Below are 16660 nucleotides of genomic sequence, written 5' to 3' on the forward strand. Positions count from 1 at the left end.
CATGCTCAAAGATAGGGCTTGCGGTAATCATTTCGACTGCAATTTCTGTAACATGGAATAAATCGCCATAATCGATTCCGCGCGGGTAACCGCATGCTGTGGATCAAATACTCGGTTTGATTTCCCTTGCAGCAATCCAATTTCAGTGGCTGCATCAACAGCATTTAGCGCCCAATTGCTAATCTTTTCCCTGTCCGAATAATCCGAATAACCGGACGTTTGGATGCTCTTTTTTGTCTTCCATTCGTACGCCCTCACCAGGATCACAGCCATTTGTTCCCGCTGGATGATATCATCAGGGCCGAATGCACCGTTCCCATATCCATTCACCAGACCTTCCTCTACTGCTTTGGCTACCCAGCCTGCATACCAGGCGCCATCAGCTACATCGTGAAACGGAATGGTCGTGCTTTCCCCCAGGTTTAAGGCTTGAGCGAGCATAGCTATATACTGCGCTCTCGTCATTTCCTCTTCAGGGAATAATTTGGCGCCCGTATCCTGAAGCAAATGCTTGGCACTCATCTCTTTGATAACATTTAGGGCCCAATGGCTCGCAGGTACATCAACATACTGCTTATCCAGCAGTATAGCAGCAAACGAACTATTGACATTCGCAAGCTGCGTTTCAATGCGGCCGCCTTGAACAGTCCCACCCATGAATTCCAGATTTCCTTTGTCATCGATTCCATAAACGCCAGTCAGCTTGTGATTTCCAGTTTGCTGGAGAGGCAAGGAGACCCGCACTTGCGGTAAGCTAACCGCAGTCACTTCTTTCCCATTAGACTGGACAGATAAGCTCAGCTCGCGTATTGAACCTTGCGGCGTTAACTTGGCGTTCGTGTTTAACTCTGCTTGTGCAAGCCGCTTCGATGCGATCTGCTGCGGCAGTGCTTGGAGCGATACCCATAAACCAGCCTGATTGCGATCCTTTTCCGCTACTTGATTCCATAACGCCTTTATTCCATCAGCCGTTAACGTTGCTGTCATCTCCCCATCTGTAAAGATCAGCGAGCGGCCTTCTGCAGCCAGCTTACCGAGCTGATCCCAAGACACAAGCGCCTCTTTCAGGTCCTTGCCAAGATCAACAACGAGATTGCCTTCTGCATCAGACACGGGTTTGACCTGGGGTTCCGCTTGGGGCTGGGCACCAGGTCCAGACGTTACGGGTACATAAGAACCTGTGCTCTGCTCACTCACAGTAATTTCAGCTTCTGCTTGAAGCGCAATCCCTTTTAAAACGGTATTCGCCACCACTTTGACCTTCCCAGGTTTAATGGCCTTCACGGATTTCAATTTACCTTTAGCACTAATTTCAGCCACTGAAGCATCCGTGCTTGCCAACTGAATGTCCGTATTGTTCAAAGCAATTTCCTTGCCTTGTGCATCCAGACCGCTGATCACCATGGGCAGGTTCTCTCCAACCTTCAAGTTGGTTGTGTCCATGTTTATTTTCATGCTTGTCGGTGCCCCTATCCATTCCCGTAAAAATACATCATCGACAAATATGTAATCACTGCCGGCCTCGCGTTTCACATAAACTTCCGCTTCGCTGAACTGTGCAGGAGCTATAAAAGTCATGCTTCCCTTGCTGTATGCCGATGTGTTTATGTCGAAAGAATGCTCAGTAATTATCTGACTTTGGTCATCTTTGAAAATAATACCGATCTGGGCCTTGTCGTTCGCATTCAATACCTGCGCCCAAGCGCTTAATTCATACGCTCTGCCTCCAAGCAAATTAGTCAACTGCTGCTTTGCTCCTCCTACACGTTGGTTCAATGACAAGCCTACTGCACTCGAATAGGATACTTTCATTGATTTTACTGTTGCCTTTCTCTCAGCACTGCCATAGAAGTCCCAATTCACTTTCCCCAGCTCAAATCCGCTGTTATAGATCCGATTCGTTCCCAATAGCTTTTCTTCGACTGCTTTCCTTCCTTCAATAACGGAATTGAACCATGTTTCATCCACATCACCTGGGACTAACCAATTTCCATAATCATCTTCAGGCTCGTGATAAAACCAGACCATCTCCTCGCTCGTCCGTAGAGCGTACTCCAGTGTTGAGCGCATGATTTCCGGGCTCATCGGATATGCATTATTTACGTGATGCGTGTAAAGACCAAAACTGATTTTAACTGTACTTGGATAGCTTTCTCGCAAATACTCGGGAATAAACTTATTTTCCTGGAAAGAGGGCATTTCATATTTGCGATATTGGTAAGCATCCATGAAATCCCCTTCTGACCGCCGGCTGTACAACTCTCCCCCATCTATAACCGCCCCTTGGTTTCCCCCTTCTACGACAGCTTCCATCATGCCTACAAACAAAGGACCATACAGATTCCAATAAGGAAGCTCCCCTTTGTTGAACCAGGTTGGCATCTTCTTGTCAGAAAGATAAGGACCGTGCAGATGTACGATTCTTGCATCCGGAATCTCACCTAAAATAGCGTTCATAAGCTCTTTCCCCCGCTGCCGGGTCTTATCTTCGTATTCCTTCAATGTTTTATCTTTGTAAAAGGATAGCCGGGGATGATCCAGAAATGGAAACCAATACTCTTCATTATCAAAGAGGAAATTGTGAATGCCCACTTCCTTCGCCGCCCGTGCATAATTTTTGAAATTTTGCTCCACAATATCCCAGGCTTCATCCACGAATACATCTCCCCAACCATCCGTTTGATCGGATTCATGGTAAGGTCTGCTAATATTAATTTGGAGATAATTATCTTTCAAATTGTTGAATAACCCTTTCAAAACCTTTAATTCCTCATAAATCTCTTCATAGGTGACCTCTTTACCGCGCATTAAACCGAGCCGGATATCAGGACTAATCAATATGCCATCGAATGGCAGTGAATCGATATGGTCAATATTTTTCTGTATCTGAGCCGGGGTACCCGAGTTGTCCACGAAAGCCTTTTCCATCAGAATTAATTTAGGTGTAGTTTTGCTCTCCTCGACAGGGATGTATTTATCAACGGCCGGGAGATCGTCATCCTTCTGACTAGGTGCTTCTGTCAAATAAAAATCGTCGGCATATACCGAACCCGCTCCACCAATCTTGTAAATGACAAGGGTGGCACTGGAAAATTGGGCTGGGGCTTCAAAAAACAATTCATATTTTTGGTATTCTGCCGAATCCACTTCCGTTAATACACCTTGGCGGCCCAGCCCCGGGACATCCCAGAAATTAATGCCAAGCGCATTACTATCTGGCGGCCCTTCTCTTTTCGCATAGAACTCCAACTTGTAACTCTTGCCTGGCTGAATGGGCAGCGTCTGTTCCAAACTGCTTTCTTGTACTCTTAAAGCCTTCTCGCCGCTATGGGCATCCGTAGTAATTTCGGCCTTAGTATCCTCCCATTCGACATCCCAGCCTGCTTTGTCTTCTTCGAAGCCTGGATTGGTCACAAGATTTGTGAGCTCCGTAAGAAGGAAGTCGTCGGCATACACAGAACCCTCTCCCGCAATCTTGTAAATGACAAGAGTGGCACTGGAAAATTGGGCTGGGGCTTCAAAAAACAGTTCATATTGCTGGTATCCTTCGGAATCTACCTCCGTTAATACACCTTGGCGGCCCATCCCCGGGACATCCCAGAAATTAATGCCAAGCGCATTACTATCTGGTGGTCCTTCTCTTTTTGCAAAGAACTCCAACTTGTAGCTCTTACCCGGTTGAATCGGCAGCGTCTGTTCCAAGCTGCTTGCTTGTACTTTTAAAGCCTTCTCACCGCTATGAGCATCGGTAGTAATTTCGGCCTTAGTATCTTCCCATTCGACATCCCAGCCCGCTTTATCTTCTTCGAAGCCTGGATTAGTCACAAGATTCGTTGTTGGCAGCAGTAACTCCTGTCCCCCAGCCGCGTCTGCTGTTGTAGGCCGGACAGCAGGGAAGATGAATAATTGAATAATAAGGGCAAACACAATCCCTCTAACAAGCATGGCATTGATTTTATTCATGGTTTGTTCCTCCTCATTACCTTCATTATCCAAATCTTTTAATTATCCAAATCCTTTTGTACAATCAGATTATCCAAGTACACCACTTCATCTTCTGCGAAACCTTCCAGCAACGCGGAGAGTTGAATGTGCTCCACTACCATGCCGTTGTAGGTTTCCGGCACTTCGAGCAGCCACGTTATCGTATGCCAAGCTCCTGATGTTTCTTTGACCTGATGTTTCACATCGTTTACAGTGCCGACATACCCATTACTGTTGCGATAGTTGACAGTTAAATTCATCGTGCCTTCTGTTTGCGTATCAGCAGGTGTATAGTAGGAGGCCGAGATCTTATACATACCTGGAGAGAGCGTAATATTCTGATAGGGGGCTCCAAATTTTACACCGGTTGCTTTCAAGCTGTATTCACCTGTCAGAGCAAACTCCGTACTGCGTTCCATCTTGGTAAGCGCGAAGTTGCTCGCTGGTTCGGCGAACATGTACCATGTGCTGTCCAACGATGTTTCGAAGGATGGGTTCTGGTTAACCGGCTGAGGAGCAAGTTTAATCAAATCCACATCATCTATAAACACCACTTCATCTTCTGAGAAACCCTCCAACAACACAGAAAGTTGAATTTGCTCCACTACCATGCCGTTATAGGTTTCCGGAACATCGAGCGGCCACGTTATCGTATGCCATTCTCCTGAAGCTTCTTTGACCTGATGTTTCACATCACTTACAGTACCCACATAGCCATTACTACTGTTGCGATAGTTGACAGTTAAATTCATCGTGCCTTCTGTTTGCGTACCAGCAGGTGTGTAGTAGGAGGCCGAGATCTTATAATTACCCGGAGAGAGCGTTATATTCTGATAGGGGGCTCCAAATTTCACACCGGCTGCTTTCAAGCTGTGTTCACCTGTCAGAGTAAACTCTGTACTGCGTTCCATCTTGGTAAGCGCGAAGTTACTCGCTGGTTCGGCGAACATGTACCAAGTGCCGTCCAACGATGTTTCGAAGGAGGGATTCCGATTATACGGCTTCGTTAGATCTGCCGGAATCACAACCGCTTCACCTTCAATCGCTGGTTTTCCTTGATAGGCAACACGGTAGACTACACGTTGTTGGGTTGCTGTCGCATCTACTTGCGGGATCGTCAATGTTACTGTCCGGGTAGATTCGTCCCATGCGATAGCGGTAGGCACGACAACCACTTCTTCATCCGCGTTCACTTGCTGCTTTACTGCGAAATCTCCTAGAGCAGGCAGATCGCTTGGGATCGTGCTCAGCACTGCCCGAATCGTTCCATTCTCTGCAGCTAAGTTCGATATTTGAACATTAGGCACAGAGCCAAGTGTAATCAAATTAAAATCATCTATAAACACCACTTCACCTTCCGCGAAGCCGTCCAATAAGGCCGAGATCTGAATGTGATCCATGGACATGCCGTTTAACGTTTCTGGAACTTCGAACGTCCACTCGATCGTATTCCATACTCCCGAAGTTTCCTGAACTTGATGCTTCACGTCGTCTATGGTACCAATATAGCTCGTACTGCTACGATAATTGACAGTTAAATTAATCGTACCGTCCGTTTGCGTACCCGCAGCTGTATAATAGGAAACTGAAAGCTTATAACTCCCCGGAGCTACGGATACATTCTGATACGGAGCTCCATGTTTGACATCACTTGCTTTAAAGCTGTATTTACCGGTTGCCGCCAGCTCATTCGTGCGTTCCATCTTCGTACTGGCTAAGTTATCCGCTGGTTCAAACCACCTGATCCAACTCCCATCCATATACCCCTCGAACGATGGGTTTTTATTAATCGGCTTCGTAGTATCCGCTGGTATAACGACTTCTACAGGGTCATTTAGAGGTTTTCCTTTATACGCAACGCGATACATAAATCGTTGTTCGTTTGCTGCTGTATCCAGAATTGGAAGCGTCAATTCAACCGTTCTTGTTGTTTCATCCCAGCTGATATGTTCAGGAACAATCGTTATACTAGTACCAAAGTCCGTTTCTGTTACCCTTTTTATTATTTTGAAATCTCTAATGGCCGGCTGATTGTCGGGTATCTCATTAAGAACCGCTCGCATCCTGCCATTTTCAGCACTTATAGAGGCTACTTGTACAGAAACGGGAGCTTTGCTTGACTTTCTAAGTATAAGGTCATCCAAATAAATGATTTCATTCGGGTTGAACCCTTTTAGGTCCACTCCGATTTGCGCAATCTTGACTTCATTTCCGGAAACGGATTCCGGCACTTGCAGTGTCCAGTGAAACGTGTTCCACTGTCCCTTGTCATATTGGGATGGCCACACTTCTGATACCGCTTCACTAAGCCACATTCCCCGATCATCCATGAACTGTACAAACAACTGCAGCGTTCCCTCTGTAGAGGAATTTGCAGGCACATAGTAAGATGTCGACATGGCGTAGTTGCCTGGCTGGAGATGAAGATTTTGATACAACCCGCCTGATTGTACCGCTATGGCCTTCATGCTGGAGCTATTGGAATGAGCTTGCTCGCTGCTGCGCTTAATGGAGGAGCCAGCAGAATTATTTTTCAGGAATGGCGTCCAAAAGCGGGCCCCTTCAGCACCTGTTACTTCTTCAAATGAGCTGTTGCTATTCATAATCCCTTCATCATTCTCAGGAGTGATAGGTTGTTCATCAGGATTAATGACTGGATTACTTCCCCCTGATCCACCACCACCACCATAACTGTAGGAAGGTGCATAACTGCTTGCAGGCGATTCCTTTCGATTCGGTTTTCGTTCAAAAGTACTCTCTTCCGCGCCTTTATGAATGACTGCTTGTTGAATTTCTCCCTGACCTGTTACTTGGATGCTTCCATCCAGCACCAGCCTGCTGATACGAGCCATTTGATTCACGTTTACTTTGGACCCGGCGGCTTTAGCTGCTGCAAGCAATTCTTTGACCAATCCTGATTGGATATCGATTTCAACAGCTGAAGAATCAGCTTCCAGCTTGCTTATCGTGCCTTTCAGCTTCACTTTGCCTGCACGGATAAATACGGTACCGGTAACTTCAATTCCATCCGCTGTCACTTGGCCATTGCCAACACTTCCATCGATAAAAATATCTCCGTTAATGATCAAATTTCTAAGATGAACTCCGCCAGCCTTTATAGTGACATTGCCATTCACCGTTTGAGTTACCTGCTTCGGTCCAAAGGTGCCTGCCTTATCATAAACCTGATCACCTTGACGGACCCTTGCCCGATCCAGCATAACGATCGCTTCGGCACGGGTCACCCAATCCTTCGGACGAAAGCTGCCATCCTCGTAACCATCAATAATTTTATGCGCGGTCATCATAGCAATAGCTTTGTCGCTCCAGCTTGCTATTTGGGCTTGGTCTTTGTAAGTCGTCTCCCCGCCTAAACCGCTTGAATCAAGAGCTGCATTCGCCTCTAATTGCAGCATGCCCGCAATCAGGATCGCTACTTCTTGCCGTGTAATCTGGTTTCTGACACGAATCGTGCCATCCTCATACCCTTGGATATAACCAGCCTTCACGGCGATAGCCACTTCATCATACTCCCAATCGGATCGGGATAAATCGGAGAAAGCAACCTCTGCTTTTGCGGTAAGACCGAAAGCACGGTTCGCAAATGCCATCATTTCTCCTCTAAGAATTGGGCGGTCAGGCTGTACAGAGCCGTCCGCATCCGCGCGAATCCAGCCTTTGGCCAACCAATCTCCGAGCGTTTTTCCCGCCCAATGAGCCGACAATGGTGTCTTCGTGTGCCCCACTTCCGCAGCTGCGAAAGCCGTGGACACTCCCCAAGTTGAAACAAGCAAGCAAATCGTCAACAATAGCGGCAAAGCCCGCTTAGGCATCCTGTGTCTCATTTCATCATCTCCTAAACATTTTTTCATCTATCTGTTTTTGACTACAGCGCTTGATACCGTTTACAAAACCTGCAGCTTCTCTCATTATCCTCTCCCTCCCCAAATAGAAACCGATTACTTTAATATTGCAAGCAGCCAGGCACTTCACTCATTAATTGTAAAGCGCCTGAAGCTGGAGTTGCAGATGGTTCAGAACTTCAGAACAGCTTGCGCACTCAGCGCATAAAACCCCCGTCGATCGGATATAAGGAGCCTGTTATATAGGCAGATAAGTCGGACAGCAGAAAAGCCGCAAGCTCGGCAACCTCCTCCGGTCTCCCGCTGCGTCCTATCAGGTTGTCAACGTCTTGGATGATGCTATCGGCATTTTTGATATCGCCGGGTATAATCGCGTTAGCGCGTAATCCATGCTTGGCATACTCCACAGCAATAATGCGGGTGAGATGATTGACAGCCGCCTTCGCTGAGCCGTATGCTGCGGATGTACTCTTCGTCGGAACTTTCCCCAGAATGGAGGACGTGTTGACGATCGAGCCACCTCCACCTTCAATCATTGCAGCAATCGCATATTTGTTGACGAGAAAAGTGCTTGTGAGCGTTCCGGCAGTAACTGCATTCCATTCCTCCAGGGTCAGCTCGAGCACACCTTTCCAGATTTGTGTATACACATTATGAAAAAGTCCATCTATCCGGCCGAATACCTCTTTGACTTGAAATGCACTTTTCTTTACCTGCTGCTCGTCCGTAGCATCTGAAACGGATAGAAAAAGCCTCTCACCATAAGCTTCCTGCAGCCGCTGAATATCAGGGCTTGCCTCCCCCTTCAGAATATCTGTCCCGAAGACGAAGGCGCCCTTGGCCAGGAACGCCTCCATCGAGGCTCTGCCAACTAACCCCATGGCTCCGGTAACCCAAATTACTTTGTCCCGCAGCATATCTTTCATTTCGTACGGCCTCCTAGCCTGCTAAGCATTTATCTGTTTATGTACCCACAGCTTCTATTCCATATTTGCAGTTCTCTAACCGGCTATCCCTTAACAGCACCAAGCGTAGCTCCTTCCATGACCTTCCGTTGAAATAATACATAAAGAATAACAGGCGGCAGCATGGAAATAACGACACCGGCAAATAACGTGACCCAATCCGAGCTGTACTGCATGCGCTGGTTGGCGAAATACATATTGACAGCCATCGTGTACTTGCTTTCATCCCCCAGATAAATAAATGGCGCCAGAAAGTTATTGTAAAGTCCAATAAATTTAAATATACCAACCGTCACAATCCCTGCCATTGACAGCGGCATAATAATTTTCCAGAATACTTGAAACAAGGAAGCCCCATCAACAAATGCGCCTTCTTCCAGCTCCTTCGGCAGCGACTGCATAAAGCCGCTAAGCAGCAGCAGGAAAAATACACTTTCGCCAAGGCTGTCAAGAATAATCAGTCCGGTTAAGCTGTTCGTCAGATGCAAATCCCGCATCAGCACATACTGTGGAACTAGTGCATTAATGCCGGGAAGAAAAAGCGATAGCATAATGGTCGACCAAATGAAGGCTCTGCCCTTGAACTGAATCCTTGTTAACGCAAAAGCATTAATCGCTGTCAGGAACGTACCGAGCAGCAGGCTTCCGCCCACATAATACAGCGTATTAAAGAACACCTGGCCAAATTTAAACGTTTCCCATGCCTTTACGTAGTTTTTCCATTGCAGTACATCCGGCAAGGACCAAATATCCTGAAAAAATTCACGGTTCGTTTTGAGCGATTCATAGATTAACCACAGGAGCGGTACAATAATAGAGATGGCAAAAGCAACCAGACAAATTCTCCAGAGCGTATCTCCGATTAATGATGTTTTCTCTTTCATAACCCGTACACCTCCATTCTTTTTGACGCTAACTTAATATTCCCAATCACTTTTTGGCACCAGTCTGTCAATAAGCACCTTGCCGCCTACCAGAATAACGAACAGGAACAATCCGATTGCGGAAGCATATCCATAGTTTTGTGTAGCTTGACTAAAAGCCTGGTTGAACATATACAGTCCGATGACATTCGTGGATCCCGCTGGACCGCCATTGGTCATAACAAGAATAATTTCAAAGCTTTTGATGCCGCCAAGAAATAGAAAGAGCAGTGTAATCCGAATCACAGGATTGATCAGCGGTATCGTAATCGTATGCAAACGGGTAAAATGACTCGCTCCTTCCAGAATCGCCGCTTCATACATCGATTTCGGAATCCCCTTCATGGCATTCATGAAAATAATGACGTAAAATCCGACGCCTCCCCAAATCATGGGCGGAAGCAGCAGCCATAAGGCTGTTTTCGGATCTGATAGCCAGTAATATCCACCATTATCGTATCCGAATAATCTAAATACGCCGTTCAATAACCCGTTGCTGCCATCGTAGATATAAATCCAGAGCAGCGTAATGACAACGGTGGACAACACATTGGGCAGGAAAAAGATCACTTTATAAAAAGGAGCTTCACGGAAGCCTTTATTTATAAGTAAATGCGCGAGTACGAGTGAGATGACTGTCGTAAGTATTGGCAAAACGATCATCAAAACCAGGTTATGAGATAAAGCACGCCACACGAATTCATCTTTGAACATAAATACAAAGTTATCCAGACCGACAAATTCCTTCTTCGATATGCCATCCCATTTCATAAACGCATAAAAAACCGACATGAAATTCGGATACAGCGTAAACAACAAATATCCGGCATAAGCTGGTCCCACGGCAAGCAGCAAAAAGATCCATTTCTGCCGCTTGATCCCCTTCATTCCTTTACCCGATGATTTGGGTATGGCCGCACCAGCCTTTGAGCTAGCTGCATCATTCATCATGAATTTCCCCTTTCCCCTAAAGCTAAAGCATGAAGGGGAGCATAGCTCCCCCGTACCTCTTTATACACATAACCTATTGCATAACCTATTTAGTAGTTGCTTCAATAGCTTGTTTCAATAATTCATCCATTTTCTCAAAAACAGGCAGATAATCTTTCTTTCCTAAAGCCATTTCATTGGCTGATTCTGCTAACAACTGATTCGCTTGAGCAATCGCCGGATGATCGATAGTTACATCCTTTCTCATCGATTCAAATCTTGTTTTATTTTTACCCATATACTCCAGAATCGCTCTTGGTGCATCCTGCATCTTGGCAATACGCTGCGGATCGTCTCCAAAATCACCACGGATCGGGAATATGCCTGCGTTTTCCGCATTAAAGGTTTGTACATCCAGGTTTACAAAGGAAAGCAGAAACTCCTTCGCCCATTTTTTCGTTAAATCCGGTGTGCTCGCCCAGATCACCATACCACCTGCACCACTGCTGTCACTCCAAATCCATTTGGTTTGATCTGGCTTGTCACCGAAAGGAATCGTCATAAAGCCCCATTTGAATCCCTCCGGAACAGCTTCCTTCATTTCGTTCTGCACCCAGTCTCCCGTTGGTACCAAGGCTGCCTTATGCTGAAGCATTTGCATTTGGGACTGTGTATGATTAATGGCAGCTACACCGTCTGCGTAGTATCCTTTTTTGCCAAGCTCGGCAATACGTTTCCATGTTTCAAGGTATTCTGGCGCTGTATACGTCGGTAATTTCATATTGCGGTAATTATCGATGTATGTATCCAAGGTTCCGTTGATTTCTGCAATCTCAAAAGGTTTAGGACCAAATCCGAAATTGTATAAGTAATCCGGATACACACCTGCATAAATAATCGGTGTTATGTTTTTCGCCTTAATATCAGCGAGAAGCTGAACAAATTCATCCCATGTTTGCGGGTTTGCGTTCCAACCATTTTGTTCAAAGAAGACCGCATCAAAAAACATGCCTGTTGAGCCCCCGCCAATGGGAACATGGTAGGATTTGCCCTTATATCTCGCATGGTTCTCGAAAGCTCCTCCAACCAGCACATCCTTCAGCTTCTTGCCCCCTGCATCCGGTATTTCACGTTCCCACAGGTCGTCAAGCGATTCAATCTTTCCTGCATCGACCAGTTTGGATCTGGATACTCCAGTCCCAGGGAAAATATCAAACATGTCACTATCCTTGTTCGCTGCAAGCTTTGTATTAACCATGTCGCCAACTTTTGGTGAAGAGGTAATATCAAAGCTGACATTCGGATATTTTTCGGTAAAGATCGAGATTGCATTGTCGATCCATGCTCTACCGTAACCGTTTTCATCGATCGCAAGTTTGATCTTTACCTTTTCTGTTTTGGACAGCCCGTTTTCCGGGTACACATCTCCTGCGCTATCCGTTGTAGCTTTCGGTGTGCTTTCCGCAGCTCCTGTCTCCTCCGGTTTGTTATCCTTGCCTCCACACCCTGCAACCACTGCCATCATAAGTATAAGTGCGAATGCCAACAACCACTTTCCATTTCTAATCAAACTAAACCCTCCTTGATGATTGTTTTTAACTGCCAACTCCTATAATTTAAATTAATTTAAGTTTAATGTCAATATATTTATTTTATTTAAAAATGATAATAAATCGAGTTGAGAATGCGCTTTCATTTTGTTCGTATATTAAAAGCAATCTGTTTCGACGGAATAGATGAAATATGTCCATCAAAACAGATCCTCACAAGACCCTCTTACAGCTAATTCACAGCCTTCATAGCCTTTCACAGCCCTTCACAGCTCCCCTTGGCTCGCATTTGCGCAAGTCCCCCCATGATAAACAAGCATCTCGGAAAGATAGATCACCTCTTTAGGACGACACGGATCATGGATAATAGCAATTAATTGTTGGATCAACTTGTTAACTTCTATCCAATCCATATGAACGGACGATAGCTCTGGAATGCTTGCACTATTCAGCACTGTATAACCGTAGCCAATCAAGCTTTTGTCAGCAGGAACGGAAACCCCCAGCTCCTTAAGCCGCTGCAAAGCTCCAAATTGGATAAGCGTATTGGAGCAAATAAGCCCCGTATACTCTACATTCAAATAATGTGCCCGCCCGCACATCTCATAGCCATCCTCTTCCTTACTGGCCTGAACCCGTTCACTAGTAAACACAATATCGTGCTCCTCTAGCGCCTTGCGGTAACCTTCCAGAACAAATCGATGCACATCATTATCCAGATTCCCACAAAACAAAGCAATTTTCTTATGGCCCAGGCGGATTAAATGACGGGTTGCCTCGTATCCGGCCCGCCAATGATCCGGCATAACAATATGTAAACCTTCACGGGCATTTCCCCCATAGAATACATAGGGAATGTTCGCATCCAGAATCACCTTCGTTATCGCATCATCAATATCACCTGTTACAATCACGCCCTTTAGCTCCTTCGAGCTCAAAAACTGCCCCAGGTTCAACTCCGCCATACTCTTCGAATTCATGATCATAAACATGAAATTGAAATGAGCTTCCCTGACTGCCTTCTCTATGTAGGACAAAATATAAGAATAGACGGGGTCCTCAGGCTCCCGATTATAAATAATAAAGCAAATTTGCGGCGTTGCATTTAAATCTTTATAACCAAGCTGCCTGGCTGCTTTCAAGATTTTAATTCGCGTTTCTTCCGCAATCTTGCTGCCCGGCGGATTGTTAAGTGCCAAGGAAACAGTTGCCTGCGATATTCCCAAATAGGAAGCAATATCTTTCTTTCTTACGGTCATCAGGATTCCCCTTCACAAGTATTACGTTCAGCATACATAAAATCAATTAATTCGTCAAACTAAATTTAAATTAATTTAAAAACAATACTCCGTAGGGCATCCTTTGAGGAGTTTGTTCGTAACGCTAATGCTTGTGCTTGGGAGGTAAGGGATGTGGGCTCCAGCCGCTGTTAAAGATTTGTTCCTTTGAATGGTATAAATAAGGAGGTAGGAACAAATCTTTAAAGGCGGACGCTATCGCTCTTCCTCCCACACCCCTTACCTCTCTCAGCTACAATCGCACGAGCACCAAGCTTAAACGGACAGCCACCAGACGTATGCTTCCTTAGCGTAAGGAAGAATGTACATTAGGAAAACATGGAGTTTTATCTAGATTTCAGAATTTAAATATTTTAACACTTCACCACTTCACTACTTTATCACTTTAAATCTATGCTTAGACAATCGACGTTAGACTTATGCCAAAAACTTAAACTTTATAATAAGTAGATCAATTTGGCCAAGTGTGGCCGTTTTTCTCATGTATTCTGCCACTTCGCCACGTGCAAGCACATTGTGGATGGTTTTTCCCGTACATTCTGCCACTTCGGCCACGCGCAAGCACATTGTAGACGGTTTTTCCCATACTTTCTGCCACTTTGGCCACGCGCAAGCACATTGTAGACGGTTTTTCCCATACATTGCGCCACTTCGGCCACGTGCAAGCACATTGTAGACGGTTTTTCCCATACATTGCGCCACTTCGGCCACGTGCAAGCACATTGTAGACGGTTTTTCCCATACATTCTGCCACTTTGGCCACGCTCAAGCACATTGTAGACGGTTTTTCCCATACATTCTGCCACTTTGGCCACGCTCAAGCACATTGTAGACGGTTTTTCCCATACATTCTGCCACTTCGGCCCAGCACGATAAAGAGATGGGAGGAATCTACTACTTTAACGTAGTTTAACGATGTTTTTCATCGCTAAAAGTACCAGGTCGTCCCCACAACCTTACTTTAACGATGAAAAACATCGTTAAAATCCCTTTTCACCACCCAGAGATGCCCTCTGACCACTTTTAGCGATGAAAAACATCATTAAAGTGCTGATTGACCTGGAAACACCTGTTTTAACGATGAAAAACATCGTTAAGTCACGCACACGCTCCACTCGAGGAGGGGGGGCTGCTCCATGGCTGCTCCATGGCGGCTACAGGTCGGGTCTTTTAGTTCAATAAAAAAAGACCCGGAATAATATCCAGGCCATAAGCAAGCTATGTTCTATTTACTTTAACTAGGCGTAGTAGAAAAGCTTCCCCCATTATTGCGGTTACCAGCTCCAAATAGAGTGGCCGTATGCAAATCGCTGATCCCGAAGAGGGTCCCGCCTTGGTAGCAGTCATTGTTGGTTACCAGGTTGCCACTGCCCGTTCCACTTAACAAAATGCCAAGTGCAGGCTTGTTCGACTGACTTCCTCTGCGGCAAACATTGCCTTGGAACGACGAGAGTGTACATGCTCTCAGCTGTATATTGCTGTAGGTCGCGTTTGTCAGCTGTCCATTGCCCATGCAGTAATTATCGGCTACCAGGTAATTCGCCCCACCGTTGATATAAATGCCATCCTTTTTGTTCAATTCAACGATATTGCCGCTAATGGTATTGTCGCTGGAGCCGTCGGACACGAGAATACCTGTGCCGTTTTGGTTCACCTTATTATTGGAAACCATATTGTTCGCTGCCGCATATAAGTAGATCCCGTAATCCGTGTTGTTATGGCATTGATTACCTGTAATTTGATTATTCGCAGACGTCACGATAATGCCCAATGATATATTGGAATCTAGTGTATTATTGGAAACAACATTATTATCCCCATTTCTAATAGAAACATGAGGAGCAGACACTCCCACATAAATACCGGTATTATTTCCGCTGCATTGATTTTCCGAAACTGTAACATAATTGCAATTCAATACCATGATCGCACTGTTAGCTGTATGGCCGATGAACGTATTTCCAATAATCGACCCGTGTACATTCAAAAAAGTGGAAATCCCCCTGCCGCCATTCCCCACAAAAGTATTGCTGCTGAAAACAAAATGCGCCGCTGATTTGTTTAACTGGATGCCATCCCCGGTATTATTGATAAACTCGCAGCCGACAATTTTAATATTTTTATTTTCCATGTTGATCTCTGCCTCGAAATCAATACCCGAATGGGGCGGTGTGCCGTTCGTGTTTCTAAAGCTGCTGCCAGCAATGTAAATACCGTCTACAGCAAGACAGCTCATTCCTTGACGGCGGTTGTTGTCACAGGTGACTCCAATGATTTTGATATTTGAAGATGGCGCAGTTGTAGCAATGCCTTGACTAATAAAGATGCCGTCCCCCCAGCAGTTTTTGACAATGACATCCTCGATCGTTACGTTCTTCGCCCCGTTCAGGCAGATTCCATAGCCCCATTCACCACCTACGCCTGTATGGGTGCTGCGGTCGCCTTCAATGGTGCCGCCGGATATTTTCACATGGGTGCGATCCTGAATGCGAATAATCGTTGAAGAATCTGAAGCATTCGTGATCATTCTAATCACGGCTTTCGGAGATAGCTGCAAATGGGTGTGATCCGGAATATCCAACCCCCGGTTCGGAGCATCCCGATTCGCCCAGGTCACTACCCCGTCTATGATATAAGTGCCTTCAGGTACATACACCGTACCTAATCCAGCATATAAAGCCGCCTGCATCGCAGCTGTATCGTCCGTTACTCCGTCCCCCTTCGCATCAAACCACTTCACATTCACGCAGTCCTCTTCTGTAATTCGTTTAAAGCGCGCTCCCGATGAAGAAACGACCACGGTTCCTGTATTATCCGCAGAGGTCGTGTCTGCAGGCGTATAATAAAAATACCCTTCCTTTTCATAATCCGTTACAAAATAAATCGTCAGCGTGCTTGGACTCGTCGTCAGCCTTAAATCAGCAATCGTCACCGTTTCCACACTACCCACTGCAGCATGCGCAACGCCCATGGTTCCCTTCATAGGCAGCAAGCTGCCTACCGATAATGCAGCCCCCGCTACGCCTAGTGAGACAAGTAATTTTCGCCTGCTAATAAATCCCTCGCTTTCAGATAGAACGCTTTCATTTTCAGCGGTAAAAAAAGCTTCTTCTTTGTTCATCTTCTTAGCCTCCTTGGATGTTGAAT

At 45.7% G+C, this 16660-nt stretch carries 9 protein-coding genes; all 9 read right to left on the minus strand.

The annotated features are described in order from the left end of the window. Window positions 1–27 precede the first annotated feature (27 nt). The gene (locus J2Z66_RS00570; RefSeq protein ID WP_209968530.1) at window positions 28–3963 is read right to left on the minus strand and encodes an S-layer homology domain-containing protein; all 3936 of its coding nucleotides are present in this window, start codon (window positions 3961–3963) and stop codon (window positions 28–30) included. A 38-nt stretch (window positions 3964–4001) separates the two neighbouring features. After that, a complete protein-coding gene (locus J2Z66_RS00575; protein ID WP_209968533.1) occupies window positions 4002–7829 on the minus strand; it encodes an S-layer homology domain-containing protein in 3828 nt (1275 codons plus the stop codon). Window positions 7830–8044: 215 nt separating this feature from the next. After that, window positions 8045–8773, minus strand: coding sequence for an SDR family NAD(P)-dependent oxidoreductase (locus J2Z66_RS00580; protein ID WP_209968536.1), 729 nt, complete (start codon window positions 8771–8773; stop codon window positions 8045–8047). 83 nt (window positions 8774–8856) lie between these two features. Then, a complete protein-coding gene (locus tag J2Z66_RS00585; protein ID WP_209968539.1) occupies window positions 8857–9696 on the minus strand; it encodes a carbohydrate ABC transporter permease in 840 nt (279 codons plus the stop codon). A gap of 33 nt (window positions 9697–9729) precedes the next feature. Next, entirely contained in the window at window positions 9730–10686 is a 957-nt protein-coding gene (locus J2Z66_RS00590) for a carbohydrate ABC transporter permease (protein ID WP_245375178.1), read from the minus strand. Between the two features lie 85 nt (window positions 10687–10771). Next, window positions 10772–12235, minus strand: coding sequence for an ABC transporter substrate-binding protein (locus J2Z66_RS00595; protein WP_209968542.1), 1464 nt, complete (start codon window positions 12233–12235; stop codon window positions 10772–10774). A gap of 246 nt (window positions 12236–12481) precedes the next feature. Beyond that, window positions 12482–13474 carry a LacI family DNA-binding transcriptional regulator gene (locus tag J2Z66_RS00600; protein WP_209968545.1) on the minus strand — a complete coding sequence of 331 codons (993 nt, stop codon included), beginning with the start codon at window positions 13472–13474 and terminating at the stop codon, window positions 12482–12484. A gap of 456 nt (window positions 13475–13930) precedes the next feature. Further along, entirely contained in the window at window positions 13931–14203 is a 273-nt protein-coding gene (locus tag J2Z66_RS00605; protein WP_209968547.1) for a hypothetical protein, read from the minus strand. Window positions 14204–14747: 544 nt separating this feature from the next. After that, window positions 14748–16634, minus strand: coding sequence for a right-handed parallel beta-helix repeat-containing protein (locus J2Z66_RS00610; RefSeq protein ID WP_209968550.1), 1887 nt, complete (start codon window positions 16632–16634; stop codon window positions 14748–14750). Window positions 16635–16660: the final 26 nt, after the last annotated feature.

Source organism: Paenibacillus eucommiae, assembly GCF_017874215.1.
In the GTDB taxonomy this organism is placed as follows: Bacteria; Bacillota; Bacilli; order Paenibacillales; family NBRC-103111; genus Paenibacillus_AI; species Paenibacillus_AI eucommiae.